The sequence below is a fragment of the Geodermatophilus aquaeductus genome, from assembly GCF_900182545.1.
In the GTDB taxonomy this organism is placed as follows: Bacteria; Actinomycetota; Actinomycetes; order Mycobacteriales; family Geodermatophilaceae; genus Geodermatophilus; species Geodermatophilus aquaeductus.
This window is the reverse complement of the sequence record NZ_FXTJ01000013.1, coordinates 35,551-53,987: the sequence shown is the minus strand read 5'-3', so window position 1 is coordinate 53,987 and position 18,437 is coordinate 35,551. Positions and strand designations below refer to the sequence as shown.

At 75.6% G+C, this 18,437-nt stretch carries 19 protein-coding genes and 2 tRNA genes; 10 read left to right on the top strand and 11 right to left on the bottom strand.

Annotated elements, in window-relative coordinates; genetic code table 11:
• Positions 1–686 (top strand): glycosyltransferase family 4 protein (locus tag FN207_RS22695; RefSeq protein ID WP_142460715.1); only part of this gene is annotated, 686 nt, incomplete at its 5' end.
• Positions 683–1,654, top strand: coding sequence for a PIG-L family deacetylase (locus tag FN207_RS22690; RefSeq protein WP_185938511.1), 972 nt, complete (start codon positions 683–685; stop codon positions 1,652–1,654). The genes FN207_RS22695 and FN207_RS22690, both read left to right, overlap by 4 nt.
• A gap of 35 nt (positions 1,655–1,689) precedes the next feature.
• Here the strand turns inward: FN207_RS22690 and FN207_RS22685 are convergent, their stop codons facing one another.
• Together FN207_RS22685 and FN207_RS22680 are read right to left on the bottom strand one after the other, a co-directional pair.
• Positions 1,690–2,730, bottom strand: a complete 1,041-nt coding sequence (locus FN207_RS22685; RefSeq protein ID WP_142460786.1) for a PHP domain-containing protein — start codon at positions 2,728–2,730, stop codon at positions 1,690–1,692.
• 8 nt (positions 2,731–2,738) lie between these two features.
• Entirely contained in the window at positions 2,739–3,296 is a 558-nt protein-coding gene (locus tag FN207_RS22680; RefSeq protein ID WP_142460714.1) for a DoxX family protein, read from the bottom strand.
• A 143-nt stretch (positions 3,297–3,439) separates the two neighbouring features.
• Between FN207_RS22680 and FN207_RS22675 the strand changes: the two genes are divergently transcribed.
• Positions 3,440–4,084 (top strand): hypothetical protein, encoded by a 645-nt coding sequence (locus tag FN207_RS22675; protein ID WP_142460713.1) that lies wholly within the window; start codon positions 3,440–3,442, stop codon positions 4,082–4,084.
• On the opposite strand, the gene FN207_RS22670 is transcribed toward FN207_RS22675, so the two are convergent.
• From FN207_RS22670 to FN207_RS22655, 4 genes are all read right to left on the bottom strand, one after another.
• Positions 4,065–4,661, bottom strand: a complete 597-nt coding sequence (locus FN207_RS22670; protein WP_142460712.1) for a hypothetical protein — start codon at positions 4,659–4,661, stop codon at positions 4,065–4,067. The two genes, FN207_RS22675 and FN207_RS22670, sit on opposite strands and share 20 nt — an antisense overlap.
• Before the next feature lie 300 nt (positions 4,662–4,961).
• Entirely contained in the window at positions 4,962–5,573 is a 612-nt protein-coding gene (locus tag FN207_RS22665; protein WP_142460711.1) for a hypothetical protein, read from the bottom strand.
• 203 nt (positions 5,574–5,776) lie between these two features.
• Positions 5,777–7,219: a bifunctional phosphatase PAP2/diacylglycerol kinase family protein gene (locus FN207_RS22660; protein ID WP_142460710.1), complete on the bottom strand. Its 1,443-nt coding sequence runs from the start codon at positions 7,217–7,219 to the stop codon at positions 5,777–5,779.
• A gap of 21 nt (positions 7,220–7,240) precedes the next feature.
• Entirely contained in the window at positions 7,241–7,774 is a 534-nt protein-coding gene (locus FN207_RS22655; protein WP_142460709.1) for a CGNR zinc finger domain-containing protein, read from the bottom strand.
• Positions 7,775–7,910: 136 nt separating this feature from the next.
• On the opposite strand from FN207_RS22655, the gene FN207_RS22650 reads away from it, so the two are divergent.
• The 4 genes from FN207_RS22650 (at position 7,911) to FN207_RS22635 (ending at position 12,164) form a co-directional block, all read left to right on the top strand.
• Positions 7,911–9,071 (top strand): MFS transporter, encoded by a 1,161-nt coding sequence (locus FN207_RS22650; RefSeq protein ID WP_246066283.1) that lies wholly within the window; start codon positions 7,911–7,913, stop codon positions 9,069–9,071.
• Positions 9,072–9,166: 95 nt separating this feature from the next.
• Positions 9,167–9,255 (top strand) — tRNA-Ser (locus tag FN207_RS22645).
• 21 nt (positions 9,256–9,276) lie between these two features.
• Positions 9,277–9,349: transfer RNA gene (locus FN207_RS22640), tRNA-Arg, on the top strand.
• Positions 9,350–9,563: 214 nt separating this feature from the next.
• Complete coding sequence (locus FN207_RS22635; RefSeq protein ID WP_142460708.1) at positions 9,564–12,164, top strand: alpha/beta fold hydrolase; 2,601 nt, start codon at positions 9,564–9,566, stop codon at positions 12,162–12,164.
• A 7-nt stretch (positions 12,165–12,171) separates the two neighbouring features.
• On the opposite strand, the gene FN207_RS22630 is transcribed toward FN207_RS22635, so the two are convergent.
• Positions 12,172–12,639 (bottom strand): DUF6194 family protein, encoded by a 468-nt coding sequence (locus tag FN207_RS22630; RefSeq protein ID WP_142460707.1) that lies wholly within the window; start codon positions 12,637–12,639, stop codon positions 12,172–12,174.
• A 63-nt stretch (positions 12,640–12,702) separates the two neighbouring features.
• Here FN207_RS22630 and FN207_RS22625 point away from each other — a divergent pair, with 63 nt between their 5' ends.
• Positions 12,703–13,407 (top strand): MerR family transcriptional regulator, encoded by a 705-nt coding sequence (locus tag FN207_RS22625; protein WP_221888363.1) that lies wholly within the window; start codon positions 12,703–12,705, stop codon positions 13,405–13,407.
• A gap of 2 nt (positions 13,408–13,409) precedes the next feature.
• On the opposite strand, the gene FN207_RS22620 is transcribed toward FN207_RS22625, so the two are convergent.
• From FN207_RS22620 to FN207_RS27395, 4 genes are all read right to left on the bottom strand, one after another.
• On the bottom strand, positions 13,410–13,883 hold the full coding sequence (locus tag FN207_RS22620) for a hypothetical protein (protein ID WP_142460706.1): 474 nt from the start codon (positions 13,881–13,883) through the stop codon (positions 13,410–13,412).
• 274 nt (positions 13,884–14,157) lie between these two features.
• A complete protein-coding gene (locus FN207_RS22615; RefSeq protein ID WP_142460705.1) occupies positions 14,158–15,003 on the bottom strand; it encodes a universal stress protein in 846 nt (281 codons plus the stop codon).
• Positions 15,000–16,424: an amino acid permease gene (locus FN207_RS22610; RefSeq protein WP_221888362.1), complete on the bottom strand. Its 1,425-nt coding sequence runs from the start codon at positions 16,422–16,424 to the stop codon at positions 15,000–15,002. Before FN207_RS22610 ends, FN207_RS22615 begins: the two co-directional genes overlap by 4 nt.
• A gap of 100 nt (positions 16,425–16,524) precedes the next feature.
• Positions 16,525–16,659, bottom strand: coding sequence for a hypothetical protein (locus FN207_RS27395; protein ID WP_281282161.1), 135 nt, complete (start codon positions 16,657–16,659; stop codon positions 16,525–16,527).
• Positions 16,660–16,911: 252 nt separating this feature from the next.
• Between FN207_RS27395 and FN207_RS22600 the strand changes: the two genes are divergently transcribed.
• Together FN207_RS22600 and FN207_RS22595 are read left to right on the top strand one after the other, a co-directional pair.
• Positions 16,912–17,820: a hypothetical protein gene (locus FN207_RS22600; RefSeq protein WP_142460704.1), complete on the top strand. Its 909-nt coding sequence runs from the start codon at positions 16,912–16,914 to the stop codon at positions 17,818–17,820.
• Positions 17,821–17,845: 25 nt separating this feature from the next.
• Positions 17,846–18,343 (top strand): MarR family winged helix-turn-helix transcriptional regulator, encoded by a 498-nt coding sequence (locus tag FN207_RS22595; protein WP_142460703.1) that lies wholly within the window; start codon positions 17,846–17,848, stop codon positions 18,341–18,343.
• Positions 18,344–18,437: the final 94 nt, after the last annotated feature.

Below are 18,437 nucleotides of genomic sequence, written 5' to 3'. Positions count from 1 at the left end.
GCGTCCACAACGCGCTGCCCCCGGGTGCCTATCCGTACGGCGGGGAGGAGGCGCGGGCCCGCACGCGACGCCAGCTGGACCTCCCGCAGGACGTGCCCGTCGTCCTCTGCTACGGGCAGATGAGCGCGGAGAAGGGCGTGGGGACGCTGCTGGCGGCCTGGCAGCGGGTGCGCGAGCTGGTCCCCGACGCCCTCCTGGTGCTGGTCGACTCGCTCTCCGGTCATCGGGTAGTCCCCGACGTCCAGGCCGAGCTCGACCGGCTGCCCCCGGCGTCCTACCGGGTCTTCCCGGCTACCACCGACGTCGTCCCGTTCCTGCACGCCAGCGACGTGATCGCCTTCCCGACCCAGCTGCCCGAGTCCTTCGGGAGGGTCGTGCTCGAGGGACTGACGTCCGGGCGGCCCGTGGTGGCCTCTCGCATCGGTGCCCTGCCCGAGATCCTCTCGGGAGAACTGGGCCGGTTCCTGGTGACGCCCCGCTCGCCGGCGGAGCTCGCCGAGCGGCTCGTCGCCGTCCTCGACTGGCGGCAGACCGACCCCGGCCTGGGCCGCGCGTGCAGCGCGTTCGTCGACGAGCACTTCCCGTTCGACGCGCACCTGACGGCGCTCGAGGAGGTCCTGCACCGGCACCGCGCCCGGCGGCGACCGGACGCGCGGCACCGGAACACCGCGTCCGGCCGCTCGTGACCGGCCTCCGGGTCCTGCCCGGCCTGGTGACCGCTGCCGTGCAGCGCCGGACGCTGGCCGTGTGGCTGGGTGTGCGGCGCCGCGTCGCGGTCCTCGCCGGGGCGACCGGAGTCGCGCGCGGTCGGCAGGCCGCCGTGGCGGGGTGGCGCCCGCCGGGCACAGGCGGGGTGCTGGTCGTCGTGGCCCACCCGGATGACGACCTGTTCTTCCTGAGTCCGGACATCGTGCACGACCTGAGGGCCGGGAGGCCGGTCGTCACGGTGTACGTAACCTCGGGTGATGCCGGTCGGCCTGACCGGTACTGGCGGGGGCGCGAGCGTGGGATCGGGGCCGCCTACGCCCGGATGGTCGGGGCCGCCGACCGCTGGTCGACGTCCCGGGTGTCGATCGGGACAGCCGTGATGACGGAGGCCGTGCTGCTCGACCACCCTGCGGTCCGCCTGTGCTTCCTGCGGCTGCCCGACGGCGGGATGGAGGGCGCGGGTACCCCCCGGTCGGGCCCGGCCAGCCTCCAGCGACTGGTCAACGGCACGGCCTCCGTCCTGTGGACCGTCGAGACGCCGGCCCGGGCGTACTCGCGGTCGGCGCTGCTCGACGTCCTGGGCCGGTTCATCACCGAGTTGCAGCCCACCGTCGTCCGCACGCTCGACCACGCGGGAGCCTGGGGCGACGGCGACCACAGCGACCACCACGCGGTGGCCCGCCTGCTCGTCGCGGCCCGGGACCGCTCCGCGCCCGACGTGCCGGTGGTGGGCTACGTCGGGTACCCGGTCCGGGACCTGCCGGTCAACGTGGACGGGGCCGACCTGAACGCCAAGGTCGACGCGCTGGCGGCCTACGCCCCCTTCGACCCGCTGATGTGCCGGCCCGAGGAGTTCCAGGGCCGGCCGGAGGGCGCCTGGCTCCCGCGCCAACACCGGGTGGACCGGTGTTCCGCGGCAGGGGCTTCACCGTCTTCGGCAGCGTGACCTGACCCGACGGGCGCCAGGGCAGGCACCGCGACTCAGCCGGTCGTCCAGTCGAGCAGCTCGTCGGCGGTCCAGGTGTTGACCACTCGGTCGACGTCGACGCCGGTCTCGACCGCGCGCTCGCAGCCGTTGTCCTGCCAGTCGAGCTGACCGGGCGCGTGCGCGTCGGTGTCGATGGAGAACGAGCAGCCCAGCTCGACGGCGAGGGAGAGCAGCCGCAGCGGCGGGTCCAGCCGTTCGGGCCGGGAGTTGATCTCGACCGCGGTGCCGTGCTCGACGCAGGCGCTGAAGACGGCCTCGGCGTCGAAGGCGCTCTCCGGCCGGGGCCGCTGTCGCCGTCCCTCCCGCTGCTCGCGGGGGATGAGCAGCCGCCCGGTGCAGTGGCCGAGGACGTCGGTGTGCGGGTTGGCGACGGCGGCCAGCATCCGGGCGGTCATGGCGGCGGACTCCGCGCGCAGGTCGGAGTGCACGCTGGCCACCACGACGTCGAGCCGGCCGAGCAGCTCGTCGGTCTGGTCGAGGCTGCCGTCGACGTGGATGTCGCACTCGATGCCGGTGAGGATCCGGAAGGGGTGCAGCTCCTCGTTGAGCGCGGCGACGACGTCGAGCTGCCGCTCCAGCCGCTCCGCGGTCAGCCCGTTGGCGACGGTCAGCCGCGGCGAGTGGTCGGTGAGGGCCATGTACTCGTGGCCCAGGGCGATCGCCGCCTCGGCCATCTCGCGGATCGGGCTGCCGCCGTCGGACCAGTCCGAGTGCGTGTGCAGGTCGCCGCGCAGGGTGCTGCGGAACTCGGCGACGTCGTCAGCGAGGGGCACGAGCTCGCTGTGGGCCTCCTCGAGGCGGGCGAGGTACTCGGGGACGTCGCCGGCGTGCGCCTGCACGATCGCGGCGCCGGTCTTGGGGCCGATGCCGCGCAGGTCGGTCAGCGTCCGGGTGCTGATCCGCCGCTCGAGCTCGCCCTCCGGGAGCGCGTCGACGACTGCGGCCGCGGTGCGGAACGCGGCCACCCGGTGCGTGGGCTCGCGGGCGCGCTCCAGGAGGAAGGCGATCCTCCGGAGCGCGGCCGCGGGTCCCAGTGGCGTGCTCAGCTGGCCTTCCTCGCCTTCTTGGCGGCCTTCTTGGCGGCCTTCTTCTGCGCCTTGGCCGCGCGCTTGCCGGCCTTCTCGTAGCTCTTCTCGGTGCCCTCGGCGGCGCGCTTGGCCGCGCGCTTGGCCCGGTAGCCCACCGACGGGCGGCCCTCGGTGTCGACGGCGGCGATGAGCAGCCCGCCGAGCAGGCCGGCGTTCTTGAGGAAGTTCGCCAGCTGGCCGAAACGCTCCTCGGGGTCCTCGTGCTCCCAGAAGCGGTGCCCGGCCAGCGTCGTCGGGACGATGCTGCCGGCCAGGGCGAGGGCGCTCAGGCGGGGGAGCTTGCCGAGGGCGAACAACGAGCCGGCGCCGACCTTGATCCCGGCGTCGATCCGGACCCACTGCTCGACGTCGCGCGGCACCTGCACGGGCAGCTGCTCGTCCGCCGTCCTCGTGATCTGCTCGACCACCGGCCTGGCCCCCGGGACGCGGGTCTGCGGGTTGCGCAGGGTGTCGATGCCGCCGTAGATGAACGACGACGCGAGCAGGGGCCGGGCGATCCGGCGGACCAACATGGGTGACCTCTTCCGTCGATGGGACCTTCCGCGTGTCCCATGCCCGCGCTGCGGTGCGGGACACCCTGATCGGAACCTAGTGATCGACACGTCACTCTGCTCGGTCAATGCGCTCCGGCTGCGGTGCGGGAGAGGATCACCGGGTGCAGCCGACGGTCCGTCCCGAGCGGCGGACCGCCTGGTGGGTGCTCCTCCTCGCCCTGGTGGCCGTCGTCCTGTTCGGGGCGGCCTTCGCCGTGCGGCTGCGCTGCGGGCTCGGGCACTGCACGGAGCCGGCGGTGCGCCACCTGCTGTCCCTCGACGCGGTCGGCGGGCTGCCGCGGCTGTTCACCACCGGGGTCCTCGCGGCGGTCGGCGTCCTGGCGGCGGTCGGCGGGTGGTCCGCGCGGGGCCTCGTGCGGCTGTGGTGGGCCGGCGTCGCCGGGACGGCGCTGGTGCTGGCGGTGCTGAAGCTCGACAGCGCGCACGCGGCGGTGGAGTCGGAGACCTCCCCGGCGGCCACGCTGGTCCTCGGTCTCGCCGTCGCGGTGCCGTCGCTCGCGCTGCTCGCCTCCGCGGGGCGGGTGTGGAGGGTGGTCGACGGCGCCCGGGTGGCGGCCGCGTTCGCCGGCTACGCGCTGGCCGCGCTGGGCCTCGACGCGCTCACCGGCCTGGTCGTGGCGGTCCAGGACGACGCGAGGACGCTGTCGGCGTCGTCGGCCACGTTCGTGGAGGAGTTCGGCGAGGCGCTGGCGTCGCTGGCCGTCCTGGCGGTGGTCCGGTCGACGGTCAGTCGTACGGGTCGGTGAGGACGGCGCGGGCCTCGACGACGGCGAAGGTGACGGGCGCGCCCTCGGTCGTCGTCGTGCCGGGCACCGCGACGTCGGCGCTGCCGTCGACCCGGAAGGTGCCGCTCCACGTGGTGGTCAGCGACGCCGTGTAGGTGCCGGCCGCGTAGTCGTGGGTGATCGTGTGGCGCGGGTACGGGGCGCCGGGGTCGGTGGTCGTGAGGTCGGTGCCGTCGCCGGTGTGCCAGGTGAAGGAGTCCGCGGTCGCGGTGATCTCGACGGTGAAGCCGCGGATGTCGAGGACGAAGTCCTGGCTGGTCGGTCCGTCGGCGTAGAAGACGACCGGCAGGCCGACGAGCGCGTTGCCCGGTGGCTGCTGGCGCGTGGTCAGCGTCGGCAGCGGGAGGGTCTGGAAGTAGCGGAACACCTCGTCCGGCGACGGCGGCGGGTTGAGGTCGGTGATGTCCACGCACGACGTGCTGAAGCCCGTCCACGGACCGACGGCCGTGCCTGGTGCCGCTCCGCCGGTCGGGTAACCGTCGGTGGTCGTGCCGTCGGGCAGGACCAGGCGGCGTTGCTCGACATTGAGGAACCGCACGACTCGGTCCGGCGGCGCCGGACAGGGTTGGTCGGTCGCAGGGTTGCAGTCGTTCCCCGTCCACGTCGAGCAAGGACTCGTCAGTCGCCAGGTAAATGGTTGGGCTCCCGGCGCCGCATTCGACGCGGCGTACCCACCGCCGGGCGACGCTGCAAAGTAGTTCGCAAGGAGTGCGCCCGGTCCCGTGCTCACTTCTGGCGTACTGCAGACCCCGAGTGCACAGTCACCTGCCAGGGCGACCGGGGGGCCGAAAACCAATCCGAGTAGTGCGACCAAGCCGGCCGCAAGGCGCCGTCCCATTTATCCGATAGTCAAACTAGTCACGACCCAGGAAGAAATATCGTTCTTCCATTCGACCAGGGCGCCTGACTGTAGAGGGCCCGTTGCGGCGGCGCCTTCGTTATCTACTATCTGACCAGAGGCATCTCGAACGACGAGAGGGCCTTGTTCGTAGACGAATCCGACGTCGAATCCGTGGTCGGTTGCGAACGCTTCGTCGTCGTACGGGGTCATTCGCACCCAGACGTCATCGTATGTGAAACCTGCGGCACGATCTTCGCTGAACGATGTTGCGATCCGATCGCAAGCGTCGCAGTTCGCACTGAGTGTCGTAATGGGTTGGGGATCGAGGTCGCTATCGCCGATGTATTCGATCAGTAGCATGTAATAGTGAGTGAATTCCACCGCCCCGCGCGAGGTTCTTTCGCGCGCCTCGGGGGGCATGGGGAAGTCGGCGGGGCCGAGCGGCGGCAGGGCCTCGGTGGTCGGAGCGGCCTGCGCGCTCGTGCTCGGCAGGGTCTGGCTGGCCGGCTCGGCCTCGGAGCAGCCGGCCAGCGCCGCAGTCGCCACTACCAGCGCCGCCGCCGTCCGTGCAGCCCTGCCCATGCGTCGTCCACCCCCGTCGGCGATCACGGATCCGGGACCCTAGCCACTGACCGCCCCCTCGCGCAGTGCCCCTGTGGAGGGATCGCTCTTGCGGTGTCCCACCCGCTCCTGCGGTTGTGCAGCACCGCAGGAGCGGGGACGACACCGCAGGAGGCGCCGCATCGCGGGTGTTCCTCGCGCCTCGGGGGTCCTGCAGCACCCGCAGAGCGCGAGGAGCACCCGCAGAGCAGTCAGGACGTGCGGCTGCAGTACACCGTCAGCGGCGAGCGCTTGCCGAACACGAACGTGGAGGACGCCTCGCCCGTCTCGCCGTCGTAGGCCACCCGCTGCGGCCCCGACCACAGGTGCACCCGCAGCTGTGCCGTCTGGAACGACGCGTAGCCCGAGCTGCGGTCGCTGACCCCGAGCAGCGCCCCGAGCACCGCGCGGGTCCGGCTGAACGGGACGTCGGCGCGCAGGTACTGGACGTCGAGCAGGCCGTCCTCCAGCCGGGGCCGCCAGGCCGGCGCCAGGCCGCGCGGGGTGTACCGGCAGTTGCCGACGAACAGGATCCACACCTGCGCCGGCCGCCCGTCGAGCACCAGCGACACCGGCGTCCCGCCGCGCAGCACCTGCGCCGCCGCCGCGGCCGTCGCCGTCCACCGGCCCAGCCGGCCCTCGAGGGCGTCGCGGCGGCGCACCAGCTCCGGGTAGACGCCGATGCTCGCGGTGTTGAGGAACGGGACCCCGTTGACGTCGGCGACGTCCACGCACACCGCCTGCCCGGCCGTCACCGCCTCGGCGGCCTCCTCGAGCGTCTCGACGCCGAGGTCGCGCGCGAAGTGGTTGAGCGTCCCCGCCGGGACGACGGCCAGCGGCAGGCCCGCCTCCAGCGCCACCGCCGCCGCGGCTGCCACGCTGCCGTCGCCGCCGGCCACCCCGAGTGCGGCGGCCCGTCCCGAGCGGGCCGCCTCCTCGAGCAGGTCGGTGATGTTCTGCCCGGGCGACGTGGTGAGCACCTCGGCGGCGGGCAGCAGCCGCCGGACCTCCTCCGCGGGGTCGTAGTCCTCCTCGCCCGACCGCGGGTTCACCGCCACCACGAGTCCCGCGCCGTCGGGCAGCGCCGGGGCGGTCTGTGCCGGGCGCACCCGCGCCGGCTCGGTCGGCCGTACCGGCCACCAGCGCCGTCCGGCCAGCGCCACCCCGGCGCCGATGGCCAGGCCCGAGACGACGTCGCCCGGGTAGTGCACGCCCACGTGCACCCGCGAGTAGCCGACCGCCAGTGCCAGCGGTCCGAGCGCGGCGCCGGCCAGCGGGCTCTCCATCGCGACGCCGGTGGCGAAGGCGGCCGCCGAGGACGAGTGGCCGCTCGGGAAGGAGAGCGTGTGCGGCGCCCGTCGCAGGTGCCGCTCGCCGGTCAGGCCGGCGAGGTCCGGCCGCACCCGGCCGAACACCCGCTTGAGGACGGCGTTGACCACGGAGCTGGCCACCGCCAGCGATCCCACGCCGCGCAGCGCGCCCCGCCGGAACTGCCCGCGCCGCACGCCCAGGAGCAGGGCGATCGTGAACCACAGCTTCCCGTGGTCGGCCGCCCGCGACAGCCACCGCAGCCACCGGTCGGCCGGGCTCGCGGGCAGGGCGCCGATGGCGGCGTGCAGCCGCGCGTCCCAGTGGCGCAGCCGCAGCGGGGTCACCCGCGGGACGCTAGACCCCGCTCAGGCCTTGCGGCGGGCGCGGTACGCGGCGACCGTCGAGCGGCTGGCGCAGGTGTTCGAGCAGTACCGCCGGCTGGCGTTGCGCGAGGTGTCCACGTAGACGTCGTCGCAGGCGTCGGCCGAGCAGACGCCGAGCCGCTGCCACCCGTGCTGGGCCACCACCTGCGAGAGCCCCATCGCCACGGTCGTCGTCAGCTGCTCGAGCGCGGGGGCGTCGGGGCGGGCGTAGTGCAGGTGCAGCTCGCCGTCGTGGTCGGTGGCGTAGGGGTGCGGCCGGGCGAGGGTGAGCAGCTCGTTGAGCCGGGCGATGACGTCGTCCTGCGTGCCGGCGACGGCGACGGCGCGGACGAGGTCGGCGGTCGCGGCGGCGCGGCGGGTCTCGGCGGGGGAGAGGTCCAGCGCCGTCTCGGGCGTGAACCACTCGTCGTGCGCGCGCAGGAAGGCCGCGGCCCAGTCCGGGTCCGCCGCGCGGTCGGCGTTGGCCAGGTCGATGGCCAACTCGACGGCGTTCGACCCGTAGGTGTCGTAGTCCATGTGACTCCCTACCGCCCCTGCTACTGTCGTAGGGGGTCAACGAAGTTTGACCGCCTACTGTTCCTCTTCCCGCAAGTCTTAAGTGAGTGCTGTCGTGCGTTCGTACCTGTCCGTCTGGCGTCTGCCGTCCGCCCCCGTGCTGCTGCTCGCCGGGTTCGCCGGCCGGCTGCCCTCGGCGATGGTCCCGCTGGCGCTGCTGCTCATGGTGCAGCAGCAGACCGGTTCCTACGCCGTGGCCGGCCTCGCCTCGGCCACCTACGGCCTCGCGATGGCCGCGATGGCGCCCGTCCTCGGCCGCCTCGCCGACCGGCGCACCCCGCGTCCGGTGCTGCTGGTCCAGGCCGCCGCCTATCCGCTGCTGCTGGCGCTGCTGGTGGCCGTCGTCCTCGGGGGCGCGCCGACGGCGGTCGTCGTCGCCGCCTCGGCCGCGGCCGGTGCCGGCACCCCGCTGGTGTCCGGCACGGTCCGCGCGCTGTGGTCGCGGGTCGACCCGGCCGTGCGCGGCACCGCCTTCGCCCTCGACGCCACCGCCACCGAGCTGGTCTTCGTGGCCGGCCCGACGCTGGTGGCCACGCTCGCCGTCGTCGCCGGTCCGGCGTGGGCGCTCGGCGTCGCCGGGGTGCTCGCCGTCACCGGCGCGCTGGCGCTCGCGGCCTCGGCCGCGATGCGCGGCTGGGTGCCCGTGCCGTCCGCGGAGCGCATGAGCCCGTTCGCCACCGTGCTCGCCCCCGGCATGCCGCGCGTGCTGCTCAGCGGCTCGGCGCTGATGCTCGGCTTCGGCGCGCTCGAGGTCGCCATCCCCGCCTTCGCCGACGACGCCGGCTCGCCCGGGATGTCGGGCCTGCTGCTCGCCCTGTGGTCGCTGGGTTCGGTCGCCGGCGGGCTGTGGTTCGGCGCCCGCGTGGTCAGCGCCTCCCTGCCGCGGCAGTACCGGTGGCTGCTGTTGGGCGTCACGATCGGCCTGGCCCCGCTGACGGCGGCGTCGAGCCCGTGGGTGCTCGGCGCCCTGCTGTTCCTCGGCGGCACGGCGATCGCGCCCACGCTGACCGTGCAGAACTCGCTGGTCGGCGCTCTTGCCCCGGCGCACGCCACCACCGAGGCGTTCACCTGGCTGTCCACGATGGCCACCGGCGCCTCGGCCGTCGGCGCGGCCCTGGGCGGTGCGCTCGTCGACTCGTCGTCGGGCGTGACCGGCAGCCTCGTCCTCGCCGTCGCGGGCGCGGCCGTGGCGGTGCTGGTGACGCTGGTGCCCGGCCGCCGTCCGTCGTCGGTGACCCGCGAGCGGATGGCCGTCTGACCCCGCTCCTCCCGGCCCGGACCCCCCGGGCTGGGAGGGTCGCGGAGGCCGCTGGTAGTCTCTACCGCGGTGGTTCCGGGGGGACTCGGACCCCGGGAGGCTTCGCCTAGTCCGGTCTATGGCGCCGCACTGCTAATGCGGTTTGGGTTAATCCCCATCCCGGGTTCAAATCCCGGAGCCTCCGCGCACGACAACTGAACAGTCCGCACCCGTAGCTCAACGGATAGAGCATCTGACTACGGATCAGAAGGTTAGGGGTTCGAATCCCTTCGGGTGCACGTCTGGTTGAGACAGCACCGCGGCTCCGCTCCTGCCCAGGAGCGGAGCCGTTGTGTGTCCCCGGCCCGCGGGCGCCCGGTCGTTCGCCCGGTCGGGTGAACGGCCCCCGGGGCCTCCCCGCGCGGGCCCGGACCCCTCCTCCGGGCCACATACAGTGGCGTGCCGGCGCGTGCACGGTGCGGTACGCGACGGAGATCCCGCCCGGGAGGCTGCATGACCGAGTCCAGCGCGCCGACCGCCCCGAGCGCCGGTGCCGGCCCCGCGGGCGCCGTCACCGTCGTCCCCGGGGTGCCGGCGCTACCCCAGCCCGGCCCGGGGCAGAGCGTCCCCGGACGGCTGGCCGAGCTGGCCCGCGCCGTGCCGGACCACCCGGCGCTGGAGTCGGCCGGCGTCCGGCTGACCTACGCCGAGCTCGACTCCCGGGTGCGGGCGCTCGCCGCCGCGCTGGCACCGCTGCTCGCCGGGACGCCGGACGGGGCCGTCGCCGTGTACGCCGAGCAGGACGCCGACAGCGCCGCCGCCATCTGCGCGGTCACCGCCACGGGCCGGCCCTGCGTGGTCCTCGACGTCACCGTCCCGCCGGCCCGCGTGGCGCAGGTGGTCGAGCAGGCGCAGGTCGCCGTCGTCCTGGCCGACGACGACCGCCGCGAGGCCGCCGCCGGCCTGCCCGGGGTCACCGCGGTGCTCGGGCTCGTCCCGACGGCGGAGGCCGGCACCGCGCCCGCCCTCGACCCCGCCCCCGACCCCGCCGTCGACGAGGCCGCGCTGCTGCTGTTCACCTCCGGCTCGACCGGGGCGCCCAAGGGCGTCGTCTTCACCCACGGCACCGTCCTCGCCTCGGCGTTCAACCACGGCCGGGCGTTCCGGCTCGCGCCCGCCGACCGCGTCGCGGTCGTCATGCCGTCGTCCTTCGGGGCGGCGATGAACGTCCTCTTCGGTGCCCTGCTCAACGGCGCCACGGCCTGCGTGCGCGACCCGCGGGTGCACGGCCTGTCCGACCTCGCCGAGTGGCTGCGGGCCGAGCGCGTCACGGTGCTGTGCTGCACGCCGTCGCTGCTGCGGGCCCTCGGTGCGGTCCTGCCGGCCGGCTCCGCGCTGCCGGACCTGCGGCTGGTGCCCACCGGCGGGGAGAAGGTGTTCGGTGCCGACGTGCACACCGTGCGCCGGCACCTGGGCGAGCACGTCGCCGTGATGAACTGGCTCGGGTCCTCGGAGGCCTCGGGCCTGGCCGCCTTCGAGGTGCCGCCGGGTGCCCCGGTGCCCGCGGGGGTCCTCCCGGCCGGGCCGCCGCTGGCCCTGCAGCACCTCGAGGTCCTCGACGACGACGGCACCCCGCTGGCGGCTGGGGAGACCGGGACCCTGCACGTCACCTCGGCCTTCCTCGCCGCCGGGTACTGGCGCGACCCCGAGCAGACGGCGGCGCGCTTCGAGCGGCTGCCCGACGGGCGCACCCGGTTCCGCTCCGGTGACCGCGCCCGCCTGGTCGGCGACGTGCTGCACCTGCTCGGCCGCGCCGACGACGCGGTCAAGATCCGCGGCTACCTGGTCGAGCCCAGCGAGGTCGAGACGGCGCTGCGGGCACTGCCCGCCGTCCGCGACGTCGTCGTCCGCGCGGTGGACGCCGACACCCCCACGCCCCGCCTGGTCGCCTGGGTCGAGCCCGACCCCGCCGGCGGCACGGCCGCACCGGCCCTGCTGCGCGCCGGGGTCGCCCGCACCCTGCCGGCGTGGATGGTGCCCCGCGACGTCGTGCTGGTCGAGTCCCTGCCCCGCACCGAACGCGGCAAGGTCGACACCCGCGCCCTGCCGGACGTGCCCGAGCGCCCCGCGCCGACCCCCCCGCGCACGCCGCAGGAGGAGGCCGTCGAGGCCGTCTGGTCCTCGCTCCTGCACCTGGAGCAGGTCGGCCGGGAGGAGAGCTTCACCGCCCTGGGCGGGGACTCCCTGCTGGTGGAGGAGATGCTGGCGACCGTCCAGGCGCGGCTCGGGGTCGAGCTGACCACCGCCGACCTGGCCGAGCACGCCACCCTCGCCGAGTTCGCCGCGCTGGTGGCCGCCGCCGGAGGCGGCGCGGTCCGGCGCACCAGCGACCTGGTGACCCTCCGGACGACCGGCCGCCGGGCGCCGCTGTTCTGCTTCGCCGGTGCCGGCGGTGCGGCCGCGGCGTTCGCCCCGCTCGCCGGGGCCGTGGGCCCCGACCAGCCCGTGTACGCCTTCCAGGTCCGTGGCCTCGAAGGCCGCGGCGTGCCCGACTGGACCGTCGGCCGCGCCGCCCGCCGCTACCTGCGCCGGCTCGAGGCGATCGCCCCCGAGGGTCCGGTCGTCCTGGCCGGGCACTCCCTCGGCGGCCTGTTCGCCCTGCGGGTCGGCGACCTGCTGCGGCAGCGCGGGCGCGAGGTGCTGCAGGTGGCCGTGCTCGACACCTTCGTCCCGGCCGGCCTGCGCCCCGCGCAGGCACCGCAGCACCTGGGGCCGGAGAGCGCGCCGCTGACGCGGGGAGAGCTGTGGCGCACCCGCGTGCAGGTGCTCACCGCCGGTCTCGTGCGGCGTCCTCCCGAGGTGCAGAAGGAGGTCTTCCACCAGCACGGCGCCCGGGTGGGGCGCTTCCACCGCCCGCGGCCCTGGCCCGGCGCGGCGCTGCTGGTGCAGTCGGCGGAGAACGACGACGACGCCGCCTGGTGGGATCCCGTCCTCCGGGGACCCCGCGAGGTGCACCGCTTCGACTGCGGGCACAACGCGCTGCTGCGCCACCCCTACGTCGAGCGGCTCGCCGAGCTGCTCCTCGCCGCGGTCGACCGGGAGGCGCGGGGCTGATCCGCGTTCAGGCCCCCTCCCGGCGCTCCCGGCGGGCACGGGCCAGTCCGTGTGCGGTGGTCAGCAGGTCCCGGAGCGTGTCCTCCGCGCGGGGACCGGGGTCGACCACGCAGACCCAGCCCAGCGCGCCGTACACCGGGTGCGCCAGCACGGTGTCGGTCTCGTCCGGCGCGGGCTCGCCCGCGCCGGCCGGCTCGCGGGGGCCGCGGCCGACGAGCGCGGTGAACTCCTCCCGCCCCACGCCCACGTTGACGCGGAACGTCCCGGGGCGGTCCAGCCGCGACGACCGGTCGCCCGGCAGGTCCTTGGTCACCACCGTCGCGAACGGCTGGGTCCGGGGGACGACGCCGTCGGGTGCGTAGTAGAGGAAGACGTCGCCCCAGGCGGCCTCCGGCGACCCGTCGCCCGGCCCCGGCCGCAGGACCAGGACGCCGCCCAGCGCGGTGACGTGCTCGATGATCTCGTCGATGCCCACGCCCTCGAGCGTGGCATTCGGGTCCCTGTGGAGGGTCGGACCGGTCGGCACGCGGAGGTGGGGGTGCGGAGTCTCCAGTCAGGCCTGCGGACGGTCGACGTCGCGCGGCGGTCCGGGTACTCGGTACAGCAGGTCCGCGACCTCGAGGCCGACGGCGTCCTGCCCCCGGCGGAGCGGACCGCCTCGGGGTACCGCACCTTCACCGACCTGCACGTCCGTGCCGCGCTGGCCTACCGCTCGCTGGCGGTCGCCGTCGGACCGGTGCCCGCCCGGGAGCTGGTGCGGGCCGCGCACCGCGACCCGGCGTCCGGGCTGCTGCGGCTCCTCGACGCCGCGCACGCCCGCCTCGACACCGAGCGGCGGGAGCTCGCCCTCGCCCGCGAGGCCGCCGGGCTGATCGCCGAGGAGCCGATCGCGGACGTGCGCCCGTCGGACGCGATGGGCGTCTCGGAGCTCGCGGCCGCCCTCGGCGTGCGCCCGTCGACCCTGCGGCACTGGGACGCCGAGGGGCTCGTCGTCCCGCGGCGGGGCGCCGGCGAGGCGCGGCGGTACACCCCGGCCGACGTGCGCGACGCCCGGATCGTCGTCCAGCTCCGCCGCGCCGGGTACCGGATCGGCCCGCTGCGGGAGCTCCTGCCGCAGGTCCGCCGCGCGGGCCGGCGCGACGACGTCCTGGCCGCCCTGGCGGCCCGGGACGCGGACGTCGACGCCCGCTCCCGGGCCCTCCTCGAGGGGACGGCCGCGCTCGCCGCGCTGCTCGCGCGCTGACCTCAGAGGCCCAGCGCCGCACAGGCGTCGGTCAGGCTCTCCAGCCCCCCGATGGTGGCGTCGACCTCCTCGACGCCCTCGCCGCCCTCGAGGGCGGGCACCGCCTCGGCGGCCGCGGCGCTGGTCTCCTGCGCGGCGGTCAGGACGTCGGGCGACACCTCGCCCACGGGGGCGGAGTCGACGTCGGCGGCGAGGGCTTCCAGCGAGGCGTAGAAGTCGCCCGGGTCGGCGGTCGCGCCGCTGCCGTAGGCGTCGTAGGCGTCGAGGAGGGCCTGCCCGTCGGCGGCGTACAGGGCGCACACGTCCGCGTCGGCCGGCAGCGGGCCGTCCTCCGGCGTCCCCTCCTCGACCGTCCCGGCGGCGCCGCCGTCGGCGGCGGAGGCGACCGGGTCGTCCCCTCCGCCGCAGGCGCCGAGCAGGAGGACGGCCGCACCGGCGGCGAGCAGGGACGTGGTCCGGACGGCGGTGGTGCGCATCGTGGGGGGAGCTCCTCTGCGGGGCGGCGGTCGGCCGGGCGGCCGGGTGCCGTGCGAAGAGGAGACTCGGGGACGACGCTTGCCCGGTGCTTGCGGGCGGTTGCGGCCCGGTTGCAGAGTGGCATGAGGGGCGGGGGGCCGGTCCTGACGGTCTGGCCGCGTTGGTCGGTCCACCGAGCTGTCGGTGGCCACTCGATTGCCGGCTGCCCCCGCCCGTCTCAACTGTGAGCCGCGTCACAGGAGGAGTCAAGCCGACCCCTCCCCGGGCGTGTCCTCAGCCCTCCGTGCCGCGCGGGACCACGACCACCGGCACCGGGGCGGCCCGCACGATCCGGGTCGCCGTCGACCCGAGGAACACCCGCGCCAGCGGGCCCAGGCGCGAGGAGCCGACCACCAGCAGGTCGCCGTCGGACCAGCCTGCTGCCGCCACGGCGCCGGGCCACCCCGAGCCCCGCGCGACCACCGTGTCCGGCGGCCCGGGCAGCCCGGCGGCCACCTGCTCGAGCTCCGCCCGCGCCTGCCGCGCCCACGACGAGCTCACCTCGCGCTCGACGTGCAGGCCGGTCTCCGACGGCAGCATCGGGTCGCGCTCGGGCGCGAACGTGATCAGCCGCAGCGGCACGTCCCACGCCGCCGCGGTGCGCCGCGCCCAGGCCAGCGCCGCGCGGGAGCGCTCGGTGCCGGCCCACGCGCAGGTCAGCCGGGTCACCCGCTCCCCGGGGGAGCCGGCCCGCGCGGCGAGGGCGAGCGGCACGGGGGAGGAGCGCAGCAGGTGCTCGGGCACCGCGCCCTCCCGGCCGAGCACCAGCAGCGTGCCGCCGACCTGCTCGACCACGGTCACCAGCCCGGACGGGACCGAGGAGGCCTCGACGGCGACCGTGCGCACCTCGGCCACGCCGGCCGCGCGCAGGTCGTGCGCCGCGCGGCCCTGACGCGACCGCACCAGGTCGGCGACCCAGAGCCGGTACTCGCGGTCCACGCGCGGGTCGGGGAAGCCGCGCGCGGTCACGGTGGCCACCACGACGTCGTCCCCGCCGGTGCGCGCCAGCGTCGCGGCCAGGCGCAGGTGGGCCTCGGAGCGCTCCTCGAGGTCGGCGGGGTGGCCGACGACGAGGGTCACCGCGGCGCCCGCAGGGCCGAGTGGGTGCGCGCGTAGGTCACGTAGACGACGGCGGCGATCGCCAGCCAGCCGGCGAACAGCGCCCAGGTCACCCCGGGCAGGCCGTAGATGAGGTACAGGCAGAAGGCCACCGACAGCACCGGCACGACGGGGTAGCCGGGCACGCGGAAGCCGCGCGGCAGGTCCGGCTGGGTACGGCGCAGCACGATGACGCCGATCGACACCACGGTGAAGGCGACCAGCGTGCCCATGCTGGTCAGGTCGACGAGGAAGTCCAGCGGGACGAACCCGGCCAGCACGCCGACGAACAGCGCGACGGCGACCGTGCCGCGCACCGGGGTGAGGGTGCGCCGGTCGACGCGGCTGAACAGCGACGGGATCATGCCGTCCCGGCTCATCGCGAACAGGATCCGCGTCTGGCCGTACATGGTCACCAGCGTCACCGAGAAGATCGAGATCACCGCCCCGGCGGCCAGGACGATGGCCGGCCAGCGGGACCCCGTGACGTCCTCGAGGATCACCGCCAGCCCCGCCTCCTGGCCCTCGAAGGCGCCGGCGGCCTGGGCGCCGACCGCGGCGAGCGCCACCAGCAGGTAGACCACCGTGACCACGACCAGCGCGCCGATGATCGCCCGCGGCAGCGTGCGGCGCGGGTCGCGCACCTCCTCGCCGGCGGTCGAGACGGCGTCCAGGCCGATGAAGCTGAAGAAGATCGACGACGCCGCGGCGCTGACCCCGGCCACCCCGAGCGGCGCGAACGGCGACAGGTTGCCGGCGTCGAAAGCCGTGAACGCGATGACGACGAAGAACAGCAGCACGCAGACCTTGAGCACGACCATGACCGCGTTCGCCCGCGCCGACTCGCTCGCCCCGCGCACCAGCAGCAGCGCGCACAGCGTCACCAGCACGATCGCGGGCAGGTTGACCACCCCGCCGGCGCCGGGCGCGAACGACAGCGCGTCGGGGATGCGGACGCCGACGACGTCGTCGAGCAGTTCGTTGACGTACTCGCTCCAGCCCACCGACACCGCCGCCGAGCTGACCGCGTACTCCAGCACGAGGCACCAGCCCACGACGTAGGCCACGACCTCGCCGAGCGTGGCGTAGGCGTAGGAGTACGACGAGCCCGCGACCGGGATGGTGGAGGCCAGCTCGGCGTAGCAGAGCGCCGTGAACCCGGCGGTGATCGCCGCCAGGACGAAGGAGAGGACGACGGCGGGGCCGGCCTCGGGCACCGCGGTGCTCATCACGAAGAAGATGCCGGTGCCGATCGTGGCGCCGATGCCCAGCGCCATGAGCTGGCCGACCCCGATGCGGCGGGCCAGCACCCCGCCCTCGGCGTCGGTGGCGCCGGTCTCCTCGACCATGGCCGACACGGGCTTGCGCCGGAACAGCTGGGAGCGCACGGACGGAGCACTCACGCGGACCTCCTCGGCGGGGGTGCCGGCGTCGTCGACGGCGGACGGTGCCGCCCACCGTGGCCGAGAACGGCAGAAATGGCCATTTCTGCCGCCGGGGCGGTCAGCCGACCCGGCGGAGGACCTCCGGCGTCAGCTCGGCCACCGAGGTGTGGCCGGTGAGGCCCAGCGTGAGGTCGAACTCGCCGAGGACGTCGGAGACGACCTGCCGCACGCCGGCCGCGCTCGCCACCCTCACCGCGCCTCGCGACACGCCCGGCGACCGACACGCCGTGCCTGTGATCCGACGCGCCGCCGACCCGTCGTCAACCAGTGCTCACGCACCGCATCATGGGGGCGCGCCCTCGCCGGGACCACCGGCGCCGCGGCGTGCACGACCGCTCGAGGGGGAAACGTGCCGGTCGGGTCGGTGCCACGTCGCACCCCCCGCCCTGTCCTGTCGACAGGGCTCGCTCTGCTGTTCTCGGTCTCCGGCCTGCTCGGTGGCGGGGTGCTCCTCGCTGCGCCCGCCCTCGCCGTCGACGACCCCGCCCGCCCCGACGCCCGGGTCACGCACGGGCCGAGTTGCCGGCCCGGCGGGGTCGCCGTCGAGGTGACCGCCGGGACGGTCGCCTACGCCGTCACGCTGGCCACCACGCGCTCGGCCGAGGGGGAGGACGCCGCCAGCCTCGAGCCGGGCCAGACGGCGGTGCTGCGGACCGGCGACGTCGCGTGGGGCGAGACGATCGACAGCCGGCTGGAGTATGCCGCCCTGGACGGCTCCGGCACGACCTACGTCGACGAGCTCGAGGGCTTCTCCTTCACCCGCCCGGCCGAGGAGGACTGCGCCGCCATCGCGGCGCCGCCGACCGCGGCGGAGCCCGAGCTCCCGGCCGCGCCGCCCTCCTCGCCGTCGGCCGTCCCGCCGGCCGACGGCGTCGTCCCCGAGGTCGTGCCGATCCCGGTCCCCGGCCTGCCCGCGCCGGAGGCGGCGCCCGGTGCGCCGGCCGACGGCCCCGCGGCCGGTGCCGTGGTCGCCTCCGCCCCGGCCGGCCAGGTGGCTGCCGGCGGGCGGGTGGTGGTCTCCGCGGCCGGCTTCGGCGCCGGCGAGGAGGTCACCGTCACGGCCGCCGACGGCACGGTGCTCGGCTCCGCGGCCGCCGGACCGGACGGCGCGGTCGAGGTCGTCGTGCGCATCCCCGGCGGCGGCGCCCCCGGCCCGACGACCATCGAGCTGGTCGGCGCCGACAGCGCGCTCACCGCCGCGGTGCAGCTGCGCGTGGCCGGCGCCTCGAGCGCCGTCGACCCCGACCCCCTGCCGCTGGTGGCCGCCGGTCTCGCGCTCGTGGGCGCCGCCACCGGGCTGGTCCTGGTCGCCGCCCGCCGGCCGTCGGGCGGCGATCCGACCGGGGGCGCCTGAGACCGACCTGGGCGACGATGGGGCCATGCGCTCCGACGACGTGCTGACGACCGCCGTCCCGGCCGACCCGGCGGCGCTCGCGGGAGCCGCTCCGCTGGCCGCGGAGACCTGGCTGCGGATCGTCCAGGTGCACGACCGCATCACCCACCGCGTCGACTCCGCGCTGCACCGCGAACACGACCTGTCGCTCACCGGTTTCGAGGCCCTGCGGCGGATCGCCGAGGCGCCCGGGGAGCGGGCCACGATGGGCGAGGTCGCCGAGGCGCTCGGGCTGTCCCGCGCCGGGGTGACCAGCACGGTCGGCCGGCTGGTCGAGCAGGGCCTGGTCGTGCGGGAGCGGCGGCCGGGGGACCGGCGGCTGCTGCACGCCCGGCTGACCGAGGCCGGCCGCGAGCGCGCGCGGGCCGCCGCCGTCACCCACGACGAGCTCGTGGCGCACCTGCTCACCCTGCTGGGTGACGACGCCGCCGTGGTCACCGACGCGCTCGCGCGGGTGTCCGCAGCGACCCGCGTCCGACGCTGAACAGCACGTTCCCCGGTGCCGCCCCCTCGGGCTGCACGACGTCCGGAGGAACTTCAAGCCCGTAGTGTTTGCGGGGGATCGCGTCCGGGCAGGG

Excerpts from the sequence above, each read along its gene's own strand:
- FN207_RS22680 (WP_142460714.1), bottom strand. The coding sequence starts at position 3,296 with ATGTTGGTCCGCCGGATCGCCCGGCCCCTGCTCGCGTCGTCGTTCATC.
- FN207_RS22655 (WP_142460709.1), bottom strand. The coding sequence starts at position 7,774 with ATGGACTACGACACCTACGGGTCGAACGCCGTCGAGTTGGCCATCGAC.
- FN207_RS22635 (WP_142460708.1), top strand. The coding sequence starts at position 9,564 with ATGACCGAGTCCAGCGCGCCGACCGCCCCGAGCGCCGGTGCCGGCCCC.
- FN207_RS22620 (WP_142460706.1), bottom strand. The coding sequence starts at position 13,883 with ATGCGCACCACCGCCGTCCGGACCACGTCCCTGCTCGCCGCCGGTGCG.
- FN207_RS22595 (WP_142460703.1), top strand. The coding sequence starts at position 17,846 with ATGCGCTCCGACGACGTGCTGACGACCGCCGTCCCGGCCGACCCGGCG.